Genomic DNA, 23834 nt, shown 5'->3' on the forward strand with positions numbered 1-23834 from the left:
GGCTAGTGGGAGACGCGAGCCGGGGCGTACCAGGCGGACAAGATGTCTGGGAGGCGGTCGGGGCCCCAGCGGTCCACGGGGGTGATGCGGCCCTGCAGGGAGGCGAGGCCTTTGGCGAGTTCGCCGACGACGTCGCCGCGCCAGGGGACGGCGACGCCCTCGCCCGGGCCGACGATGACGGCGGGGCCGCCGCGGTCGACGCAGACGACCGGGCAGCCGGAGGCCAGGGCCTCGGTGACGGCCCAGCCGGCGGCTTCGCGGAGAGCCGGGGCGAGAAGGGCGTCGGCGCGGAACATGGCCGCGAGGACGTCCTCGCGGGGTAGCTGACCCATGAACTCGACGCGGTCGCGGACGCCGAGTTCCTCGGCCAGTCGTTCCGCGCGGCGCCAGTCGGGACCGTCGCCGATGATCCGGAGCTCCCAGTTCGACGCCTCCGGACGGGCGAGCGCGCTGATGCCGAGCAGCACGCCCTTCCACGGGATCAGGCGGCCGACGAACAGCGCCGTCTTGATGCCCGGGGCACCGAACGGCTCGTACGGCCCGGACGCGGTGAACCGGCGGATCGCCACGTTCGGCTGGACCACGATCTCACGCGCGTACGGGCGGAACGCCTCGGCCACATCGTTGTTCTGAGCAACCATCAGGTCGGCGCTCCGGGCCAGCTTCCGGCCCGTGACGCGCCGCCGGAGACCGGTGTACGCACGCCGTACCAGCTCGGCCGCCACCCCGCGCGGCCCGAGCCAGTGCGCCATCGACAGCGGCGCCGTCGTGGACCCGCCGACCGGTCCCCAGATCACCTTCGCCGCCGACTCCTCGACCACGCCGGCCGGCATCCAGTCCACCGCGAAGGTCAGGTGGTGGATCACGTCGAACGAGTGCTCCGCCTGCAGCCGCCGGGCGGTCCGGCCGGCCAGCCCCTGCCAGAGCGGGTAGTACCAGTACACGTCCGAGGGCCGGCGCCGCAGCCGCAGGATCCACTTCGGCAGCTCGAGCGGTACGACGGTCAGCGCCGGGACCGGCCGGACCGCCAGCTCCTCGGCGATCTCGTGCGCGAACTTGCCCCGGGTCAGCAACCACACGTCGTGGTCCCGCGCGGCCGCCTTGGCCCAGGCCCAGCCGGCTCCCGGCTCGGAGCCACCCTGCGGCCGGCAGGCGTACGCGCTGAGCAAGACCTTGGGCCGGGCCGACATCAGCTCATTCCCTCCAGGAGCCTGCGCAGATCGGTGCTGGACGTCGAGGCGGTGTACGGGAAGTAGTGCACCTGCGCACCGACCTCGCCGAGTACCCTCTCCAGTCTCATCCCCTTCTCGGTGCCCTTCCAGTCATCACCTTTGAAGAGAACGTCGTAGCGGAGCTGTTTCCACATCTCGAACTTGTCGCTGGACCAGTCGCTGACCACCTCGTCGACCAGGCCGAGCGCGCGGACGACGTCCATCCGCTCGTCGTGCGGGACCACCGGCGGCCGGCCCTTGATCCGGGCCACCACGTCGTCCTCGACGACGCCGGCGATCAGGTGGTCGCAGTGCTCCCGGGCCCGGCGCAGGATGTTCAGGTGACCGATGTGGAACATGTCGTAGACCCCGGGCGCGTAGCCGACGATGCCCATCAGGCGGGCACCCCCAGCGCGGACATCTCCCGGTACCATTTCGCGATCGCCGCGGCCAGGAAGAGCAGGTTGGCCAGGAGCAGAGCGCCGTACAGGACGACGAACAGCGACGGCGTACCGAAGGTCAGGAAGACCAGGCACAGCACCCCGTAGTCGGTCGGTGCGATGAGCAACGACTTGGCGACGGAATCCCCGCGCTCGTTGGGTTTCTGCGTCCTGCCGTGCCGCCGGCGGAGCTGGTCGATCAGGATCAGCCCGAAGAACAGCACCGAGGACATGCAGACGTAGGCGAGCGGCACCAGCAGCACCAACTCGTTGTTGAAGGCATCGAAGCGGTAGAACGAGATCAGTACGGCGCTGTGCAGCAGGACGATCTTGATCGAGTCGATCATGTGGTCGAGCCACTCACCCAGCGGCGACCCGCCCCCGCGCAGCCGGGCCAGCTGCCCGTCCGCGGAGTCGAGACCGTACCCGAGCACCAGCAGCACGGTCACCGCCAGCGCGAGTGTGAGCGACGGGCGGACGGTTGCCACCAGCACGATGCCGACCAGGGAGCAGAATCCGCTGGCCAGGCTGACCTGGTTCGGCGTGCGGTGCCCGAGGAACGCCGCGGCGGCGAACACCCGCCCGATCCGCCGGTTGACGAAGCGCGAGTACGCCGGCGTGCCCGCCGACGGCTTCTGGGCCCGGGACAGCTGCGCGACCGTCTCCCGCAACGCGCTCATGCGACCGAACTACGTGACTGCCGCTGGTCGATCGCGGCGCGCAGGATCGGGCTCCGCGAATCGCGGCCGAGCGGCAGGACGGTGATCAGCCCGGCCGGAATCCCGTCGAGTTCCTCGACCCCCAGTACGCCGTCCAGCCGGCTGGCGGCGAACACCGTCTGAGCCCCCAGTACGCCGGTCAGCCACTCGGGCCGCACGCCGTCGATCACGACCACCTCGTCGACACACCGCAGGTGCTCGACGATCTGGACCCGCTCGACCAGCGGGACGAACGGCCGCTGACCCCAGGCGTCGACCGCCCACTCGTCGGTCAGCACGCCGACGACCAGCCGGTCACAGACGCGGCGGGCCCGCTCCAGCACGTCGACGTGGCCGACGTGGAACAGGTCGAAGACCCCGGCCAGACATGCGATCCGCGGCAAGCTTCCATCCCCCAGAAACAACTGTGCCCCCTGCGACTCTCCTGGGGAGCCCTGTGTCGGTGTGCCCGAGGTGACGCGGCCCCCCACGCCAGGCGCGACTTTATACCGTCCGTTCACGACCCGCTCAGCGTCCTCGCCGAATCCGGCCGCTGTCCGCGTGCCGGGCGATCGCATCGGTGTAGATCCTCTCCGTGGCCGCGAGGTCACGCTCCGGGGTGAAGCGCTCGAGATAGACCTGTCGGGCTCGCTCGCCGAAGGTTACCGAAGTCTCGGGATCAGCCACCAACCCCATCGCCTTCCGCAATCCCTCCGGATCGCCGGGCTCGGTCAGCGCGCCGGTCTCCCCGTCGTCGACCAGCTCCGCGAGCGCACCGAGCCGGGACGCCACCACCGGGACTCCGTGCGCGAACGCCTCGACCACCACGAGACCGAAAGTCTCATACGAACGCGCCGGCACGACGGCGGCGCGCGCGGACCGCAGCACTTCCATGCCGGCCGCCCACGGTAGTTGACCAAGCACCTGTACAGACGGGTCTTTGCGGGCCCGCTCCTCCGCCTCCGCACGCAGCGGGCCGTCGCCGACGACGACCAGCTTCCCGAGCGAGGAATCCCAGGCCTGCAAGAGATCCGCGAACCCCTTGTCCGCCTCCAGCCGGCCGAGGAACACCACGGCCTCCCCCGCACCGCTGCGCACCGCGCCGGAGTGCGGCACGGCGTGCGGCTTCACCACGAACAACTCCGGGTCGTAGCCGGCCGCGACGTACCGCTCTTTGACGAACTCCGACGGCACGACCAGCGTGGTGACGTACTTCTGCCAGGTGTGCAGGGTGTTGTGCACGCCGATGCTGGTGGCCAACGGCAACGTCTGTACGCGCGACTCCCGGTAGCAGCTGTGCCGGACCGCGGCCCAGGGAAGCTTGCCGACACAGGACTCGCACGGCCCGCCGTCGCGCTGCAGGACCGCGTTCGCGCACAGCAGCCGGAAGTTGTGCAGGGTCGCCACCACCGGCAGGTCCAGCCGGTGCGCCGCCCGCAGCACCGAGGCGCTCAACAGCGGGAACGTGTTGTGGATGTGCACCACATCGGGCCGCTGTTCCTGCAATAGATGCGTTAAATCGCGTTTCGCCGAAAATGACCAGACGGAGCGGAACGGTAACAGCGCGCGATCTTTTCGGCTCATCGCGGCGATATCGTCGCTGTTTCGGGCGTAGAGGTCGATCTCATGTCCTGAGTTACGCAATAAATCAACCGTTTGCGCGACGACGGTGTTCTCGCCACTGGGTTGACCCGTCCGGTAACGGTTGTGCAACATGGCGACCCGCATGGCACTACCTTAAGTCTCGCGGTGGCTACACCTGGTTTCAGGGGAGAGCAGTGCATTGAGGAAGTTGTGGTTCGCAGCGCTTATCGCCGCTGCGCTCGCCGTCGTTACGGTTGCGCTCCCGGTCATCGCCAACGAGAACAACGCGACAACAGCGGCCAAGTCACGCGCGGTCGCCGACCGGGACGCGTCCGGTGTGCTCCCCTCACACCGCGTCCCCAAGACCTCCGCAACTCCCACGGGCCCCAAAGCCCCGAAAGCCACCCGGACCGGCCCGTCGAACACCCCCACCACGACGCGGCCGAGCACCACGAAGCCGGCACCGACGACGACCCCCACGCCGACCGGACCGGCCGTCCCCACCGTCGACTCCGACGAGGCCGGTCCGGCCGTTGCCGGTCCGTGCAGCGGCGTGGTGATCAAGCCCGGTGACAACGCCCAGGCGATCGTCAACGCGAAGCCCGCGGGAACGACGTTCTGCTTCGCCGCCGGGGTGCACCGGATCTCGCAGACCATCCGCCCGAAGGCGAACCAGGTTCTGGCCAGCGCCGACCGTGCCGTCCTGACCGGCTCGGTTCCGCTGACCGGCTGGACCAGGTCCGGGGCGACCTGGGTGGTGCGTGGCGCACTGCCGGCGGCGTACGGGATGAGCGGGCAGTGCGAGGACAACAAGGCGAACATCTGCTACCTGCGCGAGCAGGTCTTCGTGGACGGCGCGCACCTCACCCGCGTGGCGAGCGCCTCCGCGGTCAAGGCCGGCACCTTCTACGCCGACTACGCGGCGAACGCGATCTACCTGGGCAGCGACCCGGCCGGGCACGCGGTGGAGATGTCGAAGACGGCGACCGCGATCGAGTCCGGCGCCACCGGCGTCGTGGTGCGCGGCCTGACCATCGAGCACTTCGCCAGCGCACCGCAGGCCGGCGCGCTGGTGTCCGGCCCCGGCTGGAAGGTGACCGCGAACGAGGTCCGCTGGAACCACGCCGTCGGCGTGATGCTGGTCCAGGCGAACAACGCCAAGGTCGACAAGAACCTGATCCACCACAACGGCCAGCTCGGCCTCGGCCAGTACAGCTCGGCCGCGGCGGCCGTGACCCGCAACGTGATCAGCTCCAACAACACCGACGGCTTCTGGATCGCCGACTGGGAGTCCGGCGGGATCAAGTCGACCCGGTCGTCCGGCACGGTCAGCGGCAACGTGATCAAGGCCAACAAGGGCATCGGGATGTGGGCCGACGTCGCCGACGACGGCCGGGTGATCAGCTCCAACCAGATCGTCGGCAACGCCGCCGACGGGATCCGCTACGAGATCAGCCGCAACGGCACGATCGAGAACAACACGATCAGCGGCAACGGCTTCGGCACCGGCCGCGGCTCGGGTACGTCGCTGTGGGACGGCGGCGGGATCAACATCAACACCTCGTCCGGCGTCACCGTCCGCGGCAACAAGGTGTCCGCCAACGTCAACGGCATCACGATCCAGTCCCGCACCCGCGGCACCGGCCCGTGGGGCACGTACCTGCTGCGCGACATCAGCGTCACCGGGAACACGATCGAGATGACCGGCGGCACCCAGGCGACCGGCATGGTGCAGAACTCGGGCTCCCCGATCCCGGCCGGCGAGGTCGTTTTCAGCGGCAACAAGTACGTGCTGGACGCGCTCGGCGCGCAACGGTTCGCCAAGGCCGGCACCAAGCTGACCGCGGCGGGCTGGCGGGAGGCCGGGCTGGACACGATCGGCAGCTTCCTCGCGAACTGATCCCGTGCCTTCCCCGCGCACCGATCTCTTGCCGAACGCAACATATTTGTGCGCTACGTATTGCCACGACTACCTGAGGTAGTAGTAGTCTGCGAAGCGAAGCCGCGCCATGGGGGGTGCGCTCAGGGCTCACCTGTGCCACCGGAGGCTCCGCTCTATGAAGACAGCTACCGCAGTTCTGGCGACCGTTGCAGCCGGCACCTTTGTCGTTGCCGTGACCTCCCTCCCTGCGAACGGATCGCCGTATTCGGCCGACGACCTGATCCCGGGCATCCTGTCCGACGACCAACCGGCGACGCCGCAACCACCCGCGCCGACCGCTCCTCCCCCGGCTGACGGCAGCTTCCGGACCGGCCCTTCGGAGGCGCCGGCCTGCTCCGGCATCACCGTCACGCCGGCCCAGAACGCCGCCCGGGTCGTCGACGACTCCCCGGCCGGGGCCACGCTCTGCTTCACCGCGGGCCTGCACCGGATCACGGAGACCATCCACCCGAAGGCGAACCAGGTGCTCGCCAGTGACGAGGGCGCCGTACTCACGGGATCGGTCCGGCTGACCAAGTGGTCGGCGAACGACGGTGACTGGGTGACCACAGGAGCCCTGCCCCCGGCGTACGCGCAGACCGGGCAGTGCGAGGACAACACGACGAACATCTGCTACCTGGCCGAGCAGCTCTTCCTGGACAGCAAGCACCTGACCCGGGTGGCCACGCGCGACAAGGTTGCCCCTGGCACCTTCTACGCCGACTACGCGGCGAACGCGATCTACCTGGGCAGCAACCCGGCCGGGCACGCGGTGGAGATATCGAAGACGCCGACGGCGATCGAGTCCAGCGCGACGGGCGTGACCGTGCGTGGGCTGACGATCGAGCACTTCGCGACCCCGCCGCAGGGCGGCGCGGTGGTGCTCGGTCTGGGCTGGAAGGTGATCGCCAACGACATCCGCTGGAACCACGCGGTCGGTGCGATGCTGGTGAACGCGGACGGCGCCGTCCTCGAGCGGAACCACATCCACTCCAACGGCCAGCTCGGCGTCGGCCAGTACAGCACGCTCAAGGGGACCATCTCCGCGAACGAGGTCAGCTACAACAACACCGACGGTTTCTGGATCGCGGACTGGGAGTCGGGCGGGATCAAGACCACGTGGTCCAGCGGCGGCTGGGTGACCGGCAACCTGATCCAGTTCAACCGCGGCGTCGGCCTGTGGAGCGACGCGTACGACGACGGCCGGACGTTCAGCGGCAACCAGATCCTCGGCAACAAGGCGGACGGGATCCGCTACGAGATCGGCCGCAACGGTGTGATCGAGGACAACGTGATCAGCTCCAACGGCTTCGGCACCGGCCGCGGCTCGGGCACCTCGCTGTGGGACGGCGGCGGGATCAACATCAACACGTCGTCGAACGTGCAGGTCCGGGACAACGTGGTCGCGAACAACGTGAACGGCATCTCGATCCAGTCCCGCACCCGCGGCTCCGGCCCGTGGGGGCAGAACGTGCTCCGCGACATCGTTGTCTCCAGCAACAAGGTGACGATGCGCGGCGGCACCACCGCGACCGGCATGGTGCAGAACGCCGGCGCCGCCATCCCGGCCGGCGAGGTCCGGCTGAACGACAACGTCTACGTCCTCGACAGCCTGACCGCCGAACGGTTCCAGAAGACCGGCCAGTGGTACACCGCGCAGCAGTGGCGCCAGACCGGTCAGGACACCTCGAGCGCGTTCACCATCGGGAATGCGCTCGTCGACGAGACGGGGCTGCTCACGATAGTGCGTTGACGTGCTCGATCAGGAGGTCGCGGAAGACCGCTGAGTCGCGCAGGTCGGGCGTGAAGACGGAGTCCACGGACAGCAGGGCGTCGACCACGGCGGCCGGCTCCGTGGCTCCCGCCAGGGCAGCTTTGAGCCGGTCCGCCTGCGGGTCGTCCACGCTCGGCGTCTTGAGCACATAGACCATCCACGCGGCGACGGCGATGGAGATGACCCGCGGTTCGGCGCCCGCGGCCAGGCGGTCGCGGACCGTGCCGAGCATCCGGACCGGCAGCTTCACCGAGCCGTCCATCGCGACCTGCGTGGTCCGATGCTTCAACGCCGGGTTGGCGAACCGCGCCAGCACGGTCGCGCCGTACTCGGCCAGGTCGAGGCCGTCCGGCGGCGTCAGCGTCGGTACGACGTCCTCGGTCATCAGCGCCCCCGCCAGGGCCGACAACTCCTCGTCGCGGACCGCCTCGGCGATGGTCTCGTAGCCACGCAGTGCACCGAGGTACGCGAGCATCGAGTGGGTCGCGTTGAGCATCCGCAGCTTGGCCTGCTCCCACGGCGCCACGTCCGCGGTGAGCACCGCACCCGCCCGCTCCCAGGCCGGACGATCCCCGGCGAAGTCGTCCTCGATCACCCACTGCAGGAACGGCTCCGCGACCACCACGGCCTCGTCCCGTACGCCGAGCAGCCGGGCGGCCTCCTCCCGGTCGGCCTCCGTCGTCGCGGGCACGATCCGGTCCACCATGCTGGCCGGGAACCGGGTCGCCTCGAACACCTCGGGGATCTTGCCCAGGGCATCGAAGTACTCGGTCACGAGCTTGCGCAGGAACAGGCCGTTGGCAACCAGGTTGTCGCAGGACACGATCGTCAGCGGCTCGTCCCGCCGGGCCAGCCCGGCCGCGAGCTGACCGACGACGGTCCGCGGTGGGCGGCCGGTCAGGTCCGCCTGGATCTCGGGATCGTTCAGGTCGAGCCCGGTCCCCGCGGCGCGGTAGCCCTTCTCGGTCACGGTCAGCGTGACCACGGACACCGCGGGATCCGCGATCCGGGCGACCACTGCCTCCGGGTCCTCCGGTGCGGTCAGGACTTCGCGGATGCTGCCGATCACCTGGACCGACGGATCACCCGGTCCGCGCTCGAGGACGGCGTACAGACCGTCCTGGGGTGCGAGCTGGTCCCGGACCGTTGCGGAACGCTGGCTGACGCCGCTGATCCCCCACCGCGTCTCGCCGCTGACGACCGCCGCCCGCTCGGTGACAACAGCCTGGTGGGCACGGTGGAACGCACCGAGACCGAGGTGGACGATGCCGACCGACAACGCGCGCGGGTCGACCTCGGGGGCGACGGGAAGGTTGGACAGACTGAGCCTGGTCAAGCGGAGACACCTTTCACTCTGGTTCGTCCTATGCGGAGGGTGCGTGCGGACCGGTGGAGTCGCGGACGATCAGCTCGCCCTGCAGGGTGCCGCGGGTGCCGACCGAGCCGTCGGGGTCGTCGAGCAGGGCCAGCAGGAGCTCGACCGCGATCCGGCCGGCCTCCTGCTTCGGCAGCCGGACCGTGGTCAGCGCCGGCCGGGTCATCTGGGACATCGCGATGTCGTCGACCCCGACCACGCTGAGGTCGCCGGGCACCGCGATGCCGCGGGCGTGCAACCGGGCGAGCAGCCCGATCGCGACCAGGTCGTTGTAGGTGACGACGGCGGTCGCGCCCGTGGCGACGACCTGGTCCGCCGCGGCCATGCCGCCTTCGTACGTCGGCGCGAAGTTGCCGACCGGGCACAACGTGGCGCCGTGTTCCTCGGCGGCGTTGCGCAGGCCGAGGCCGCGGTGCTGGGTCGACCACGAGTCGACCGGTCCACCGACCCAGGCGATCCGGCGGTGGCCGAGCGCGACCAGGTGGGCGACGGCCCGGCGCATGCCTTCCTCGTTGTCGTAGGTGATGCCGGGGATGCCGTCGGCCGCGCGGTTGACCAGGACGACGTTGGTGTCCTGGACGATCGCGGACAGGTCGGAGTCACTCGCCCGGGGCGAGCAGAGGATGAGTCCGTCGACCTGCTTGGCCAGCGCGCGGACCAGGCCGACCTCGGCCGCCGCGTCCTCGTCGGTGTCGGCGACGAAGACGGCCACGTCGGATCGGCGGGCGCGGGCCTGCACGCCTTTGGTGACGCTGGCGAAGAACGGGTTGGCCAGGTCGGGGACGACCAGGCCGATGGTGCCGGTGCGGCCGGTGATCAGGCCGCGGGCGGCCCGGTTCGGCTCGTAGCCGAGCTGGTCGACCGCGGTGGCCACCCGGGCGCGGGTGGCGGCGTTGACCATCGCCGGCAGCGAGAGGGCCCGGGACACGGTGGACGGCGACACGCCCGCAAGCCGCGCCACGTCGCGAATCGTCGCGGGCATGGTCACCTCCTCGGTCTGCAATCGGTTGCAGTCCAGTGTCAAGCTTAGGGAATAGAGTGCCACATCCTCCTTCTGGACAAGCACTTGTGCGGCCAGAGCGCCACTGCAATCCTTTGCAGAGTTCGTTGCAGCCGAGATTCCCGGAGGACCCATGCCGAAGGCCCTGCAGCCTCATCCGGACCGCGCCCTGCCCGCCGGCGAGGCCCGTGACGTCGCCCGCCGGATCCACGCCTCGACGAAGGACCTGCCGCTGCTGTGCTTGCACGGCCACGTCGACATCGAGCTGTTCGCGAGCGACGCGCCGTTCGGTGACCCGGCCCAGTTGCTGGTCGTCCCGGACCACTACGTCACCCGGATGCTGATCTCCCAGGGCATCTCCCCCGACCGCCTCGGTCTGCCGCGCCGCGACGGCCGGACGACCGCGGAACCGCGGGAGATCTGGCGCGAGTTCTGCACGAACTGGCACCTCTTCCGAGGGACGCCGAGCCGGTACTGGCTGGAGCACGAGTTCGCCGAGGTCCTCGGCCTGACCACGCACCCGTCGGCCGAGACCGCCGACGAGCTGTACGACCAGATCTCCGCGCGGCTCGCCGAGCCGGAGTTCCGGCCGCGGGCGCTGCTCGACCGGTTCGGGATCGAGCTGATCTCGACCACGGACGCGGCCACCGACGACCTCGGCCGGCACGCGAAGGTGGCGGCGGACCTGCCCGGCCGGGTGGTCCCGACCTTCCGGCCGGACGCCGTCGTCCATCTCGACCGTCCCGGCTGGCCCGAGCTGGCCCAGCAACTGGGGGCGATGACCGACGTCGACACCTCGACGTACGACGGTTATCTGGAGGCGATCCGGCAGCGGCGGCTGGCGTTCGTCGCGGCGGGTGCGCGGGCGACCGACCACGGGCACCTGAGCGCGGCCGCCGTACCGCTGTCGGATGCCGAGGCGGCCCGGATCTACGCGGGTGCGCTGAAGGGTGAAGTGCCGGCGGAGGACGCGGCGGCGTTCGCCGGCCACATGCTCTACCAGTCGGCGGTGATGTCGGCCGAGGACGGGCTGGTCATGCAGTTGCACCCGGGCGTGCTGCGGGACCACGATCCGGCCATCCATGCGACGTACGGGCCGGACCAGGGGCACGACATCCCGGTGCCGACCGAGTTCACCCGGTCACTGCGACCGTTGCTCGAGCGGTTCGGGCACACCTCCGGCTTCCGGCTCGTGTTGTTCACCGTCGACGAGACGGTCTACTCACGGGAGCTGGCGCCGCTCGCCGGTGTGTACCCGGCGGTGCGGCTCGGCGCGCCGTGGTGGTTCCTGGACAGCCCGGACGGGATGCGCCGGTTCCGCGAGCTCGTCACCGAGACCGCCGGCTTCTACAACACCTCCGGTTTCGTCGACGACACCCGGGCCTTCCTGTCCATCCCGGCCCGGCACGACCTGGCCCGACGGATCGACGCCGGCTACCTGGCCGGCCTGGTCGTCCAGCACCGCCTCGACGAGGACGACGCCTTCGAAGTCGCGAAGGACCTGGCCTACAACCTGGCCCGGGACACCTACCTCGGCTGATGCCCCGCGCCCCGGCGACAGGTAGTCTCACGCAGATCTGTTCGCCGGGGGTGAGAAGGGGCGTGGATGAGGCGTCGGTTTGTCGCGACGGGTGGTGCCGTCGTGGTGTTGCTGCTGGCCGGGTGCTCGGACTCCGGGAGCCCGAGCGCGGCTCCGGGCTCTGCTGAGCCAACCGAGACCGCCGGGCCGGCGACGACGACGGTGGCCGTTCCGACCGGTCCGCCGCCCGCGGCCACCGCCGTACTGGGACCGACCGGACCCGGTACGGCGAAGCCCTGCCAGGGGGTCGCGATCCCGGTGGGCAAGGACCCGCAGTCGGTGATCGACGCGGCGCCCGAGGGCAGCGTGTTCTGCTTCGCGAAGGGCGTGCACCGGATCACCCGGCCGATCGAGCCGCGGACCGGTGACACGCTGGGTGGCGGTGCGGGCGTCGTACTCACGGGGTCCGTGGAGCTGACCGGCTGGAGGCGGTCCGGGAGTGCGTGGGTGGTGCGGGGCGTGCTGCCGCCGGCGTACCCGCTCAAGGGGCAGTGTGAGGACGACCGTGCCGAGCCGTGCCAGCGGGGCGAGCAGGTGTTCGTCGACGGCAAGCACCTGACCCGGGTGATGCGCCGCAGCGACGTGGAGCCGGGAACGTTCTACGGCGACTACGCAAGCGACGCCGTGTACGTCGGGGACGACCCGGACGGCCATGACGTCGAGATGTCCCGGACGCAGACCGCGATCGAGAAGTCGGCCGACAACGTCACGGTGACCGGTCTGACGATCGAGCACTTCGCCAGCCGGGCGCAGGGCGGTGCCCTGGAGGTCGGCCGCGGATGGCAGGTGACCGGGAACGAGGTCCGCTGGAACCACGCGGTCGGGATCATGGTGATCGAGGGCGACGGCGCCGAGCTGAGCCGGAACACGGTCGCGGACAACGGGCAGCTCGGGATCGGCCAGTACAAGTCGGCCGGCGTCCGGATCACCGCGAACCTGGTCACCCGGAACAACACCGACGGATTCTGGATCGCGGACTGGGAGTCCGGCGGGATCAAGTCGACCCGGTCGTCGGGTGAGGTGAGCGGGAACGACATCGTGGCGAACCGCGGCATCGGGATGTGGAGCGACATCGCCGAGTACGACCGCCGGATCACCGGGAACCGGATCCGCGACAACGCCGCCGACGGGATCCGGTACGAGATCAGCTACCAGGCCCTGATCGACCTGAACGTGGTCGAGAACAACGGCTTCGGCACCGGGCGCGGCTCCGGCGGAAGTCTCTGGGACGGCGGCGGCATCAACGTGAACACGTCCGCCGACGTCCGGGTCCGCGGCAACCTGGTCAAGGACAACCGCAACGGCATCTCCATCCAGTCCCGCACCCGCGGCGACGGCCCGCGCGGCACGTACGTCCTGACCGGCGTGGTGATCGAGGGCAACACCGTAGTCATGGCCGACGGCACCGCCACCACCGGCGTGGTCGAGAACAAGGGCTCCCCCACCAAGCCCGGCGCCGTCACGTTCCGCCGCAACAGCTACCAGATCGACGGCCGGTCGGCGAACCGTTTCGCCTTCCACGGAAGGACGATGACGTGGTCGCAGTGGCAGCAGGCGGGCTTCGACCAGGACTCAGTGACCGGCTAGCGCGCGACTTCGCCGGCGTATTCGGTCGGCGTCGCACACCGCGGCGGCGACCAGCAGGTGCAACGTCATCGAGCTGAGGTCGGACAGGCCGCTCTCGTTGAGCGAGGCGGCGGTGACGTAACCGAGCAGAAGGGCTCCGCACGCCCGGATGTACGGCGTGGGCGCGCGGAGCACCGAGATCCACGCGAGGATCAGGGCGATCGCGACGATGGTGACGGCCAGCAGGCCCGTCTCCCAGTAGAGGCCGAGCCAGCTGTTGTCGATCGCCATCACGTCGATGTCGCCCTCACCGCGGCGCAGCAGGACGCGCTTGTTGCCGAGGCCGTGACCGATGATCGCGGTCTGGATGGACACCTTCTCGTCCAGCACCGCCTGCCAGCTCGTGGTCCGGCCGCTGAGCGAACTGATCTGCTGCGTCCCCTGCCCGCGCAACAACCAGGTGTGCAGGGACCCGATGGTCAGGAACGCGAGCCCGATCAGCCCCGGCACCGCCAGGCTGGCGATCCTCCCCATCCACGTCTTGCGGGTGATGATCAAGGCGATCACCAGTCCGAGGGCGACCGCCGCCGCCGAGGTCCGGGTCCGGCTCGCCGCGACGAGTACGCCGCCCAGCCCGATCAACGCCACCGCCGGGAGGACCGACAGTTTCCGGCAGACCATCCCGATCAGCGCCAGCCCGAGCAGGATCGCCCCGACCTCACCGACGCGCGGCGGCAGCATCGGGATGATCACGCCCTGCAGGCGGTACCCGGCCCCGAGCGACCGCAGCGGCCGCCACGCCTGCGATGGTGAGTACGCGAGACTCAGCACAACCGTTGCCGCCAGCAACAGATGGGCCCACAGGTGCGCCCGGATCAATCGCTCCGGCACCTGCACCAGCGGCCGCCAGAGCAGGAACACCAGCACCAGGCCGATCAGGAACCGGGCCAATCGGGTCAACGGCCCGAGCGGCTCCGCCAGCAGGAACGCCGTGGCACACGCGAACAGCACGTACATCACGTACATGGAGCTGGCCGGATTCACCCGGGTCCGGAAACCCGGCTTGGTCGCCGCCAGCGCGATCAGGAAGATCGCCCCCAGCAACAACCCCTTCATCACGCTGTTCGTCGACCCGGTCGTCCCCTGCGGCGCGGCCACCCGCGACGACCACGGCTGGACGCCGAGCACGAACAGGCACCACAGCATCAGCCAGAACCAGGCCGGCTTCTCGATCTCCCCCGCGACGGTCCCCGGCACCGGCGGCGCCAACCGGGTGCCGCCGCGAGGGGACGCGATCGTGGACCGCATCGTCAGCGGATCGGCGGCACAGCCGAGTCGAGCGGCTTGTAGTTCAGCGGGATCCCGAGCGTCTCGTCCTGCGGCGAGGCGCCGATCAGTACGACGCCCAGCACCGGAGCGCCCGCGAACTGCAGCGCGCCGGTGAGCCGCGCGACGTCCATCTCCTTGTCGAGGCCGGTCTGCACCACCAGCACCGACGCGTCGACAGCGGCCGCGAGCGGCGTGATCCCGTGCCGCCCCACCGACGCCGGACCGTGGATGACCACGGAGTACCCGGGCGGGAGGTCGGCCACGATGCCCGGAACCAGCGACGGCCCGACAGCCTCCGCGGTCTCCTCGTGGTTCAAACCGGGCGGCAGCACGTAGAGGTCGGCGACCGTCCCGGGGCGGAACAGCTTCCGGGCCCGGATCGCCCGCGTCGCCGCCGGCTCCATCACCAGGTCCGTCAGACCCTCGTGCCCGGTCAGGTGCGGCAGGACCGGCTGCCCCTCGATGTCGGCCAGGACCAGCAGAGTCTCGCGTCCGTCGCGGGCGTTCGCCTCGGCCATGGCCAGCGCGATGCCCGCCGAGTTCGGCGTGGGCGAGGCCGAGACCACCAGCAGCGCTCCCGGGCCGCCGCCGGCGAAGGCCCGCGGGTTCAGCTCCCGGCGAGCCAGCGCACCGCTCGCCTCGGCGCCCAGCGCGGTGATCTCGTACTGCGGTAGCTCGGGAGCGGCCCGGCGCCAGAACCGGCGGCGGTGGCCCTCCGAGGCCGCGATGACCGGCGAACCGGCCGCCCGCGCCGCCTGGTCACGGGTCAGGATGTACGGCGTCAGGTGGGACCGGAGCAGCGCGAGCCCGAAGCCCAGCACCAGGCCGAGGATGCCGCCGACCAGGATGTCGCGGGCAACCATCGGCGACGAGCTCGCGGTGTCGGTGGTGGCCGGGGTGACCAGCTCGCTGCCGGCACCCACGGCCGTCAGCGCCTTGAGCATCGCGGACGCGTCGTCGGCCGCCTGCCGGGCCTCGGTGGCCAGGCCGACCCGCTGGTCCCGCAATGCGGCGGCGGTCTGGTTGTCGCCGCGCTGGACCGCCTCGTCGATCTGGCTGACCAGGCTGCGCGACTGCTGGGTCGCGGTCTTCGACCGGTCCTGGGCCTGTCCGGCCAGGTTGGTCAGCAGCACCTTGGCCTCGTCGTTGCGCTGCTTCAGGTAGATGGTCGAGATCGCGTTCGCCCGCTCGACCGCCGTCTCCGCGGTCGGGCCGTCGGTGGTGACCAGGTAGGCGTTGTCGGTGACCGCCTTGACCCGGGTCACCGCCGCCAGCTTCTGCAGGGTCTCGTCGTTGTCCGGCATCCCCAGCGACTTCACCACGGCCCGCAGCAAGGTCGGGCTGGCCATCACCCGGGCCTGCGTCTCGGCCGGCAGGTCCATGCCCAGCGGACCGGTCTTGTCCGCGCTCGTGGACAGCTTGCCGACCAGGGCCGGCGGAACCGCGGGGCCGATCACCAGCTGGCTCGAGGCCGTCCACCGGGTCGTCTGGGACAGCGCGAACACGGAGGCGCCGACCAGTCCGAGCAGGATGCAGCCCATGATCAGCCACTTCTGCCGTAGCAGTGACTGGGCGGTCTCCCGCCAGACCACGGTGCCCGGTTCCATCTCAGACCTCACTCCTTCGCGCCAGCGCCCCAGGATATAGGCACCGGGGCGCGGTGTGGTCAGGGCATCTGGTCCCGTGCCTTACTCTCTCCTCGGGGGTTCTCTCGGGGGATCTGGAGAACCAGGGATGGCGCCGTGCGTGGCGCCCGTGTCCGAGGGGGACATCGCAGGATGCAGAAGAGATGGACGTTCGCGCGTCTGGGGGTCGTGGGCGCTCTCATCGCCGGCTCGCTGGTGGTCGTGCTCGCGCCACCCGCGCAGAGCACCGAGAGCTCGCTCTCGGCGGTCAACAGCTCGAGCTGGCAGACCAACAGCAGTGTGCAGGCGATCGCGGTGGCGGCCGGCAAGGCGTACGCCGGGGGCCGGTTCACCAGCGTCCGCCCGCCGGGCGCCGCGGCCGGGACCGGCGAGGTCGGCCAGGCGTACCTGGCCGCGTTCGACGCCACCACCGGCGCGCTGGTCAGCTCGTTCAACCCGGTCCTGAACGGACAGGTCTACGCGGTGGCCGCCACCGCGGACGGATCCCGGATCTTCGTCGGCGGCGACTTCACCACCGTGAACGGCCAGACCCGCAACCGGATCGCCGCCTTCGACACCGCCACCGGTGCCCTGGTCGCGAACTGGAAACCCTCGGTCTCGTATCGGGTCAAGTCGATCGCGGTGTCCGGGACGACGGTCTACTTCGGCGGCTCGTTCGGCCTGGTCAACGGCCAGGACCGGCTCCGGCTCGCGGCCGTCGGCACCGACCTGGGCACGCTGTTGCCCTGGGCACCGGCGACGAACGGCGACGTGTACGCCGTGGACGTCGCCGACGACGCGTCCAAGGTGTACGCCGGTGGCCAGTTCAGTACCGTCAACGGCACCAACCAGAACACCGTGACCAGCCTCGACCCGGTGTCCGGCGCCGTCCTCCCGTTCCCCGGCGCGTCCGCCGTACCCCCGCCGAACGGCTCGTGCACGACCCGGGTCAAGTCGATCGACGCCAGCGGCGACACCGTGTACTTCGGCAACGGCGGTGACGGCGGCGGGTGCTTCGACGGCACCTGGGCGGTCGACATCGCGACGAACACGCTGAAGTGGAAGAACCAGTGCCTGGGCGCGACCGAGGCGGTCAAGGTCGTCAACGGCTGGCTCTACAAGGGTTCGCACGCGCACGACTGCGCCAACCAGGGCGCGGGCGGGTTCCCGCAGGGCTTCGACTACCGCTTCCTGCTGAGCGAGAAGCTGACCGACGGGTCGCTCGGCCCGTGGTACCCGAACACCGACGCCGACCCGAACAGCGTGACCAACGTCGGCCCGCTGGCCTTCGCGACCGGCGGCAACGACCTGTGGGTCGGCGGCGACTTCCTGCACGTGAACGGCGCGGCCCAGCAGGGCCTCACCCACTTCACCAACGCGTCCCCGGGTGCGGCACCGGCCAAGCCGGCGAAGCTCCTCCCCTACAGCGTCGAGCCCGGCGTGGTCCAGATCCACTTCCCGACCGTGCTCGACAACGACGACAGCACGCTGACCTACCGGCTGCTGAAGGGCTTCAGCAACACCACGATCGCGACCTGGACCGCGAGCTCCAAGCCGTGGGACCGGCCGTGGCTGCACTTCACCGACTCCACCGCGGTGCCCGGCGAGGTGACCAACTACCGGGTCGAGGTGACCGACGGTACGACGACGGTCCGGGGCAACTACTCCGACCCGATCACGGTCGCCACCACGGCCTCGACGGCGTACGACCAGATCATCGACTCCGACGGTCCGCAGGCCTACTGGCGACTCGGTGAAGCGGCCGGTACGACGACCTCCGTCGACGCCTCGGGTCAGAGCAACAACGGCACGTTCACCGGGGTGACGCTGGGCAGTGCGGGCGCGATCGCCGGCAACACGGCCATGACGACGAGCACGACCACCGGCCGGATGGTCGGCGAGAAGGCCTACAGCATGCCGCAGCAGTTCACGGTCGAGGCCTGGGTCAAGCAGAGCGGGGTCAACCGCGGCGGCCGGATCATCGGCTTCGGCAACTCCAAGACCGGCAACAGCGGCGGTGGCGGCGACCGGATGCTCTACATGCGCACGAACGGCTCGATCGTCTTCGGCGTGAACGACGGCACCCAGCGCACGCTGACCAGCCCGTCCGGCAAGAACGACGGACTGTGGCACCACGTCGTCGGCAGCTACGACAACGGCGCCATGAAGCTGTACGTCGACGGCATGCTGACCGGCAGCGCCCAGGTCGGATCGGCGTCGCTGTACTACGGCTGGTGGCGGGTCGGGTACGACAACACCAACACCTGGCCCGGTGGCGGTGCGACCCAGACCGGCATGGGCATCGACGAGGCGGCGGTCTACCCGTACGCACTCAGTCCCGTTCAGGTACAGGACCACTACGCGGCTCGCTGACCAGAAGCTGGGAACTGCAGCACAAAGTCATAACGCGCGGAGGAGGTCCGCTTCCGGTGGACCTCCGACAGCGCTAATGTCCGCTGCTGGTGCGTGATGAGGCACGTGCTGTTCGACCCCGCCTGTCCGAAGGACATCAATGAAGAAGTTAGTGCTGGCCCTTGTCACCGGTGCGGCCGTTCTGGCCGCGGCGCTGATCCCCTCCGGACCGCCGGTGGAGGCGGCGACTCCGGGCTTCGCGTCCGCCGTCTCGGCGATCAAGCAGACCTCATGGCAGACGAACAACAGCGTCAACGCGCTCGCGATCAGTGGGAACACCGTCTTCGCCGGCGGCTTGTTCACCAAGATCCGGCAACCGGGCAAGCCGGCCGGCCAGGGGGAGGCGGTCCGCACCTACGTCGCCGCATTCAACCGGACCACCGGAGCTCCGACCGCGTTCGCGCCGAAGCTGAACGGGCCGGTCTACAGCATCGCCACCAGCCCGGACGGCAACTGGGTCGTGATCGGCGGTGACTTCACCACCGTCAACGGGGTCAAGCGCAGCAAGATCGCGATGTTCTCCGTCGTGACCGGGAAGATGGTGTCGGCCTGGGACCCGGTCGTGGCGGCCCGGGTGAAGGCACTGGCCATCTACGGCAACAGTGTCTTCATCGGCGGCGCGTTCGGCACGATCGACGGCGTCGTCCGCAACCGGCTCGGAGCGGTCCGGCTGATCCAGGGCGACCTGCTGCCGTGGAACCCGAACGCCAACAACGACGTGTACGCGATCGACGTGTCCGACAACGGCACCCGGGTCTTCGTCGGCGGGCCGTTCAGCACGATCAACGGCAAGGACCACTACTCGCTGGCGATGCTGAACAACACCACCGGCGCAGCTTTCGCGTTCCCGGCCGCGGCGGCGATCCCGAAGCCGACCGCGACCTGCACCACGCGGGTGAAGGACATCGACACCCTCGGCGACAACGTGTACGTGTCCAACGGCGGTGACGGCGGCGGCTGCTACGACGGCGTCCTGGCCGCGCAGGTCTCGACCGGCAAGCTGCTGTGGCAGAACAAGTGCCTGGGCGCGACCGAGGCGATCAAGGCGATCGGCAACTGGGTCTACAAGGGCTCGCACGCGCATGACTGCTCGTCGTCGCCCAACGGTTTCACCAACGGCACCGGAACGCACTACCTGCTGGTCGAGAGCGCCATCAACGGCAACCTCGGCCCCTGGTTCCCGAACACCGACGCCGATCCGAGCAGCACCACCCAGGTCGGGCCGCTGGCGATGGCCGGCACCAGCACCGACCTCTGGGTCGGCGGCGACTTCCTGAACGTGAACGGCAGGCCGCAGCGCGGCCTGACCCGGTTCACGAACGCGCCGGGTGGCGCGGCTCCCGCCGTACCGAAGGCTCCGATGGTGACGGCGACGTCGTCCGGCCGGGTCTACGTGAAGTACTCCGACGTGTACGACCTGGACAACCTGACGCTGACGTACAACGTGTTCCGCGGATCGACGAACGTCGGGTCGGCCAAGTACACGACGTACTTCTGGCAGCTGCGGAAGTCCTACACCGTCACGGACCGGGGGCTGCAGCGTGGATCGACGTACACGTACCACATCGAGGTCCACGACGGGCGCAACATCATGAAGAGCCAGTCGGTCAGTGTGAAGATCCCGTAACCCGGTCCTCCGCCAGCCGGACCAAGGGGGTCTGCCCGTTCGGGCAGACCCCCTTTGCCGTAGGCAACCGATGGGGGCCGCTCGTCGTCTGGATAGTTGAGGGATGGGAAACCTGCCGGTCGTCCGGCGGGTCTGGGGATGGGGGCATCATGGGGAGAAGAGTGCTTGCCGCGCTCGGAGCCGCCGGCCTCGTGCTCGGCCTGGTGCCTGCGCAGCCCGCGGTCAGCACCGGGGCGGGCCTGACCGCCGTCGCCGGTTCGACCTGGCAGACCGACGCCAGCGTGCTCGGCCTGGCCGTCGCCAAGGGCAAGGCGTACGTCGGGGGCCGGTACCTCAACGTCCGTCCACCGGGTGCGCTGCCCGGGACCCACCAGACGAGCCGGACCTACCTGGCCGCCTTCAACCAGAGCACCGGCGCGCTCGACACCAGCTTCGACCACGAGCTCAACGGGATCGTCTGGGCGGTCGTCGCGTCGGCCGACGGGTCACGCGTGTACGTCGGTGGCGACTTCACCCGCGTCGACGGCCAGGTCCGGAACCGGATCGCGGCGTTCGACACCGCGACCGGCGCACTCGTCGCGACCATCAAGCCGAGCGTGTCCTACCGGGTCAAGGCGCTCGCCATCGGCGGGACCAGCCTGTACTTCGGTGGCTCGTTCGGGCTCGTCAACGGTGTGACCCGGAACCGGGCGGCCGCGATCAGCACGGTCAACGGCAGCCTGTTGCCGTGGCACCCGAACGCCGACAACGACGTGTACGCGATCGATGCGGCCGACGACAACTCCAAGGTCTACCTGGGCGGGACGTTCGCCAAGGTCGGTGGGACGAGCCACTGGGCCGTGGCCAGCGTGAACAATTCGACCGGTGCCGTACTGCCGTTCGCTGCAGCCTCGGCCGTGCCGCTGCCGAACTCCACGTGCACGTCGCGGGTGAAGGACATCGAGACGTCCGGGAACCGGGTGTACTTCGCGAACGCCGGCGACGGCGGTGGGTGCTTCGACGGCACCTGGGCGGCGGATGTGGCCACCGGCAACCTGGTGTGGAAGAGCACCTGCCTGGGCGCGACCGAGGCGCTGACCGTGGTGAACGGCTGGCTGTTCAAGGGGTCGCACGCGCACAGTTGCCCCGGGGCGTTCCCGGACGGGACCGGCACGCATTTCCTGCTGCTGCAGAACCCGGCCACCGGATCCCTCGGGCCGTGGTTCCCGAACACGAACGGCGGGCCGCCGACCAGGGTCGGCCCGCTCGTCTCGGCGACCGGTGGGAGCGACCTGTGGGTCGGCGGTGACTTCACCGAGGTCAACGGCGCCGGGCAGCAGGGTCTGACCCGCTTCACCAACCTCGGGGCCGGTGCCGCGCCACTCGGCCCGGTGCTGCCGACGCTGTCCAGTACGACGGCCGGTCAGGTGAAGGCGACCGTACAGACGTCGTTGGACAACGACGACATCACGCTCACCTACCGCCTCCTCCGCGGCGCCACCAACACGGTCGTCGCCACCACCACGGCCAACTCCACTTTCTGGAGCCGCCCGAACATCACCCTCACAGATCCCGCGGCCCCCAGCGGCACCTCCCAGATGTACCGCATCGAGGTGTACGACGGGCACAACACAGTCCGCGGCGGCTACTCCACGATCACGGTGAAGTAGCCGCGCGGCGGTGGGCCGCTATGGCTCGGTGGGCTTCGTGCCACCAGAGGAGGAGGGTGGTGGAGGAGGCGGCGGCGAGGCCCCAGGCGGCGCCCTTCGCGCCCCAGAGGAAGGCGCCGGTGATGCCGCAGGTGATCAGGATGACCGAGGAGATCAGGCGGACGCGGAGGCCACGGGTGGCGGCGGCGAGGGCGCGGATGATGGCGAAGGCGCCGGCGTTCGAGGCACCTAGGGCCTGCAGCAGGATGACGGGGATCAGGACCTCGTGAGCCTGCGTCCAGACGCCGGGGCCGAGCAGCTCACGTCCCACGACGGGCGGGAGCAGCAGGAAGATCGCACCCCAGGCCAGGGCGCCCGCACCGACGCCGAGAGAGATGGCCAGGCCGACCAGCCAGAGGCGGCGGTACGAGTGCCGCAAAGCCCGCGCGGCCTCGGGGACGGAGATCATCCGGATGCCCTGGTTGAGGACGTTCACCGGGCCGAGCAGGACCTGCGCACCCCGGATGCCGGCCGTGGCCGCGAGACTCGCGGCGGCGGTGATGCCGACCATGTAGACCTGGATCGTCCCGGACACCGCGAGCATCTCCCCCACGTACTTCGGGGTGATGTCCCAGTTCCGCCGTACCCACTCGCGGATCAGCTGCCGGCGCGGCGCCACACCGGCCTGGAACCGCCCGACCACTGCCGCGATCACGGCCCCTAGTCCCCAGGCGAACGTCAGTGAGAACGCCGACGCGGTATCGGTGAGATAGAGCCCGCCGAAGATCGCCAGCATCGCGACCAACCAGATCAGGTCGTTCACGAACGCCCGGCGCCCCTCGCCGACCACGAAGAACGCCCACCGCCAGGCGTCCTGCAGCAACAACCCCGGCATCGTGACGGCGAACGCGATCAGCACACCCCGCGACGGCACCCCCGGGAAGGCCGCGATCGCCAGCCCGACCAGTAGTGCGAGGAATCCGGCCAGCAGCGCGGTCGCCGTACTCGCCCGTACCGCTCGTTGCCAGTCGGGTGTCCGTTCACCGGAGTGGCGGACGGCCAGCGGCTCGGTCGCGACCGCCCGGGACACGTTGAGCGCGATCGTGTAGCCGCCGAAGGCCAGCGCGTACACACCGAAGTCGGCGACCGTGCTCGAGCGCGCGACCACCACTCCGACGGCCAGGTTGCTCAGGCTCGACAACGCCTGATCGGCCAAACCCCAGCTCGCACGGCCGGCCGGTCCGGCCAGCCGACGCAGCTTCGGCCGCCGGAACTTCACCGCCTCACTCTAGAGGGGGCGCGGAGGATGGCGGAGGATACCCAGGCCGAAACGCGGAATGCCCAGCAAGTACCGCCGCCAGAGCCGCTTGGGCTCCTTGTAGAGCCGGTAGCTCCACTCCAGCCCCGACTTCTGCATCCACAGCGGCGCGCGATCCAGCCGGCCGGTGTGGAAGTCGAACGCGGCGCCGACGCCGATCAGGATCGCGGCGTTCAGCCGGTCCCGGTGGTCGGCCATCCAGCGCTCCTGCTTGGGGGCGCCGAGCCCGACCCAGATGATGTCCGGCCGGGCGTCGTTCATCCGCGTGACCACCGCGGCGTCCTCAGCCTCGGTCAGCGGCCGGTACGGAGGGCATTCGGTGCCGACCACCTTCAACGCGGGATGACGCTCCTGGAAGGTGTCACGCAGCTCCTCGGCCACGCCTTCGGCACCGCCGTAGAAGTACTGCGTCCAGCCGCGCTCGGCAGCCTCCGCCATCACCCGCTCGAGCAGGTCCGGCCCGGCGACCCGGTCCATCCGTTCGAACCCGGCCTTCTTGCCCGCCCACACCAACGGCATCCCGTCCGGGACCGTCAGACCGGCGGTGTTGTAGACCTCGGTGAGCCGCTCGTCGGCGCGCGCGTGCAGCAGCGCGTTCATGTCGGTCACGCACACCAGCTGCCGGTCGTCGTTGTCGATCCAGCGCCCGAACGTCGCGACCGTGTGGTCCGGATTCGTCACGCTGACATGGATCCCCAGCACGTCGACGCGGTCCGCGATGGTGGCTGCCGTCTGCAGGTCGGTCAT

18 protein-coding genes are annotated in these 23834 nt (G+C 70.0%); 7 read left to right on the top strand and 11 right to left on the bottom strand.

Annotated elements, in window-relative coordinates; genetic code table 11:
- Positions 1 to 2: 2 nt before the first annotated feature.
- The 5 genes from ACZ6O0_RS32740 to ACZ6O0_RS32760 all read right to left on the bottom strand — a co-directional run bounded on the left by ACZ6O0_RS32740 (position 3) and on the right by ACZ6O0_RS32760 (position 4077).
- The gene (locus tag ACZ6O0_RS32740; RefSeq protein WP_465768886.1) at positions 3 to 1190 is read right to left on the bottom strand and encodes a glycosyltransferase; all 1188 of its coding nucleotides are present in this window, start codon (positions 1188 to 1190) and stop codon (positions 3 to 5) included.
- Positions 1190 to 1606 (bottom strand): FAD synthase family protein, encoded by a 417-nt coding sequence (locus ACZ6O0_RS32745; protein ID WP_465768887.1) that lies wholly within the window; start codon positions 1604 to 1606, stop codon positions 1190 to 1192. Before ACZ6O0_RS32745 ends, ACZ6O0_RS32740 begins: the two co-directional genes overlap by 1 nt.
- Complete coding sequence (locus ACZ6O0_RS32750) at positions 1606 to 2331, bottom strand: CDP-alcohol phosphatidyltransferase family protein (RefSeq protein ID WP_465768888.1); 726 nt, start codon at positions 2329 to 2331, stop codon at positions 1606 to 1608. The genes ACZ6O0_RS32745 and ACZ6O0_RS32750 overlap by 1 nt, the downstream gene beginning before the upstream one ends.
- On the bottom strand, positions 2328 to 2753 hold the full coding sequence (locus ACZ6O0_RS32755) for an adenylyltransferase/cytidyltransferase family protein (protein ID WP_465768889.1): 426 nt from the start codon (positions 2751 to 2753) through the stop codon (positions 2328 to 2330). Before ACZ6O0_RS32755 ends, ACZ6O0_RS32750 begins: the two co-directional genes overlap by 4 nt.
- A gap of 124 nt (positions 2754 to 2877) precedes the next feature.
- Positions 2878 to 4077: a glycosyltransferase family 4 protein gene (locus tag ACZ6O0_RS32760; RefSeq protein ID WP_465768890.1), complete on the bottom strand. Its 1200-nt coding sequence runs from the start codon at positions 4075 to 4077 to the stop codon at positions 2878 to 2880.
- Between the two features lie 55 nt (positions 4078 to 4132).
- Here ACZ6O0_RS32760 and ACZ6O0_RS32765 point away from each other — a divergent pair, with 55 nt between their 5' ends.
- Positions 4133 to 5833 carry a right-handed parallel beta-helix repeat-containing protein gene (locus tag ACZ6O0_RS32765; RefSeq protein WP_465768891.1) on the top strand — a complete coding sequence of 567 codons (1701 nt, stop codon included), beginning with the start codon at positions 4133 to 4135 and terminating at the stop codon, positions 5831 to 5833.
- A gap of 157 nt (positions 5834 to 5990) precedes the next feature.
- Positions 5991 to 7607 carry a right-handed parallel beta-helix repeat-containing protein gene (locus ACZ6O0_RS32770; RefSeq protein WP_465768892.1) on the top strand — a complete coding sequence of 539 codons (1617 nt, stop codon included), beginning with the start codon at positions 5991 to 5993 and terminating at the stop codon, positions 7605 to 7607.
- On the opposite strand, the gene ACZ6O0_RS32775 is transcribed toward ACZ6O0_RS32770, so the two are convergent.
- On the bottom strand, positions 7591 to 8964 hold the full coding sequence (locus ACZ6O0_RS32775) for a mannitol dehydrogenase family protein (RefSeq protein WP_465768893.1): 1374 nt from the start codon (positions 8962 to 8964) through the stop codon (positions 7591 to 7593). The two genes, ACZ6O0_RS32770 and ACZ6O0_RS32775, sit on opposite strands and share 17 nt — an antisense overlap.
- Positions 8965 to 8992: 28 nt before the next feature.
- Positions 8993 to 9985 (bottom strand): LacI family DNA-binding transcriptional regulator, encoded by a 993-nt coding sequence (locus tag ACZ6O0_RS32780; RefSeq protein WP_465768894.1) that lies wholly within the window; start codon positions 9983 to 9985, stop codon positions 8993 to 8995.
- Positions 9986 to 10136: 151 nt separating this feature from the next.
- Between ACZ6O0_RS32780 and uxaC the strand changes: the two genes are divergently transcribed.
- Together uxaC and ACZ6O0_RS32790 are read left to right on the top strand one after the other, a co-directional pair.
- Positions 10137 to 11543 (top strand): glucuronate isomerase, encoded by a 1407-nt coding sequence (uxaC, locus tag ACZ6O0_RS32785; protein WP_465768895.1) that lies wholly within the window; start codon positions 10137 to 10139, stop codon positions 11541 to 11543.
- A 66-nt stretch (positions 11544 to 11609) separates the two neighbouring features.
- Positions 11610 to 13169 carry a right-handed parallel beta-helix repeat-containing protein gene (locus ACZ6O0_RS32790; protein ID WP_465768896.1) on the top strand — a complete coding sequence of 520 codons (1560 nt, stop codon included), beginning with the start codon at positions 11610 to 11612 and terminating at the stop codon, positions 13167 to 13169.
- Here the strand turns inward: ACZ6O0_RS32790 and ACZ6O0_RS32795 are convergent.
- Together ACZ6O0_RS32795 and ACZ6O0_RS32800 are read right to left on the bottom strand one after the other, a co-directional pair.
- Positions 13155 to 14456 (bottom strand): O-antigen ligase family protein, encoded by a 1302-nt coding sequence (locus ACZ6O0_RS32795; RefSeq protein ID WP_465768897.1) that lies wholly within the window; start codon positions 14454 to 14456, stop codon positions 13155 to 13157. The genes ACZ6O0_RS32790 and ACZ6O0_RS32795 overlap by 15 nt on opposite strands.
- A 2-nt stretch (positions 14457 to 14458) precedes the next feature.
- Positions 14459 to 16084, bottom strand: a complete 1626-nt coding sequence (locus ACZ6O0_RS32800; RefSeq protein WP_465768898.1) for a Wzz/FepE/Etk N-terminal domain-containing protein — start codon at positions 16082 to 16084, stop codon at positions 14459 to 14461.
- A gap of 171 nt (positions 16085 to 16255) precedes the next feature.
- Here ACZ6O0_RS32800 and ACZ6O0_RS32805 point away from each other — a divergent pair, with 171 nt between their 5' ends.
- The 3 genes from ACZ6O0_RS32805 (at position 16256) to ACZ6O0_RS32815 (ending at position 21790) form a co-directional block, all read left to right on the top strand.
- Positions 16256 to 18475 (top strand): LamG domain-containing protein, encoded by a 2220-nt coding sequence (locus ACZ6O0_RS32805; RefSeq protein ID WP_465768899.1) that lies wholly within the window; start codon positions 16256 to 16258, stop codon positions 18473 to 18475.
- Between the two features lie 139 nt (positions 18476 to 18614).
- Entirely contained in the window at positions 18615 to 20141 is a 1527-nt protein-coding gene (locus tag ACZ6O0_RS32810) for a WD40 repeat domain-containing protein (RefSeq protein ID WP_465768900.1), read from the top strand.
- 149 nt (positions 20142 to 20290) lie between these two features.
- Positions 20291 to 21790, top strand: a complete 1500-nt coding sequence (locus ACZ6O0_RS32815; RefSeq protein ID WP_465768901.1) for a fibronectin type III domain-containing protein — start codon at positions 20291 to 20293, stop codon at positions 21788 to 21790.
- On the opposite strand, the gene ACZ6O0_RS32820 is transcribed toward ACZ6O0_RS32815, so the two are convergent.
- Positions 21777 to 23048, bottom strand: coding sequence for a hypothetical protein (locus ACZ6O0_RS32820; protein ID WP_465768902.1), 1272 nt, complete (start codon positions 23046 to 23048; stop codon positions 21777 to 21779). The two genes, ACZ6O0_RS32815 and ACZ6O0_RS32820, sit on opposite strands and share 14 nt — an antisense overlap.
- Before the next feature lie 9 nt (positions 23049 to 23057).
- Positions 23058 to 23834, bottom strand: a complete 777-nt coding sequence (locus tag ACZ6O0_RS32825) for a WecB/TagA/CpsF family glycosyltransferase (RefSeq protein ID WP_465768903.1) — start codon at positions 23832 to 23834, stop codon at positions 23058 to 23060.

This window comes from Kribbella sp. NPDC048837 (genome assembly GCF_055586945.1).

What these genes read in the sequence shown, in the direction of transcription:
- ACZ6O0_RS32750 (WP_465768888.1), bottom strand. Translation starts at nt 2,331, where the DNA reads ATGAGCGCGTTGCGGGAGACGGTCGCGCAGCTGTCCCGGGCCCAGAAG.
- ACZ6O0_RS32825 (WP_465768903.1), bottom strand. Translation starts at nt 23,834, where the DNA reads ATGACCGACCTGCAGACGGCAGCCACCATCGCGGACCGCGTCGACGTG.
- ACZ6O0_RS32770 (WP_465768892.1), top strand. Translation starts at nt 5,991, where the DNA reads ATGAAGACAGCTACCGCAGTTCTGGCGACCGTTGCAGCCGGCACCTTT.
- ACZ6O0_RS32780 (WP_465768894.1), bottom strand. Translation starts at nt 9,985, where the DNA reads ATGCCCGCGACGATTCGCGACGTGGCGCGGCTTGCGGGCGTGTCGCCG.
- ACZ6O0_RS32740 (WP_465768886.1), bottom strand. Translation starts at nt 1,190, where the DNA reads ATGTCGGCCCGGCCCAAGGTCTTGCTCAGCGCGTACGCCTGCCGGCCG.
- ACZ6O0_RS32810 (WP_465768900.1), top strand. Translation starts at nt 18,615, where the DNA reads ATGAAGAAGTTAGTGCTGGCCCTTGTCACCGGTGCGGCCGTTCTGGCC.
- ACZ6O0_RS32760 (WP_465768890.1), bottom strand. Translation starts at nt 4,077, where the DNA reads ATGCGGGTCGCCATGTTGCACAACCGTTACCGGACGGGTCAACCCAGT.
- ACZ6O0_RS32795 (WP_465768897.1), bottom strand. Translation starts at nt 14,456, where the DNA reads ATGCGGTCCACGATCGCGTCCCCTCGCGGCGGCACCCGGTTGGCGCCG.
- ACZ6O0_RS32805 (WP_465768899.1), top strand. Translation starts at nt 16,256, where the DNA reads ATGCAGAAGAGATGGACGTTCGCGCGTCTGGGGGTCGTGGGCGCTCTC.
- ACZ6O0_RS32815 (WP_465768901.1), top strand. Translation starts at nt 20,291, where the DNA reads ATGGGGAGAAGAGTGCTTGCCGCGCTCGGAGCCGCCGGCCTCGTGCTC.
- ACZ6O0_RS32790 (WP_465768896.1), top strand. Translation starts at nt 11,610, where the DNA reads ATGAGGCGTCGGTTTGTCGCGACGGGTGGTGCCGTCGTGGTGTTGCTG.
- ACZ6O0_RS32745 (WP_465768887.1), bottom strand. Translation starts at nt 1,606, where the DNA reads ATGGGCATCGTCGGCTACGCGCCCGGGGTCTACGACATGTTCCACATC.
- ACZ6O0_RS32800 (WP_465768898.1), bottom strand. Translation starts at nt 16,084, where the DNA reads ATGGAACCGGGCACCGTGGTCTGGCGGGAGACCGCCCAGTCACTGCTA.
- uxaC (WP_465768895.1), top strand. Translation starts at nt 10,137, where the DNA reads ATGCCGAAGGCCCTGCAGCCTCATCCGGACCGCGCCCTGCCCGCCGGC.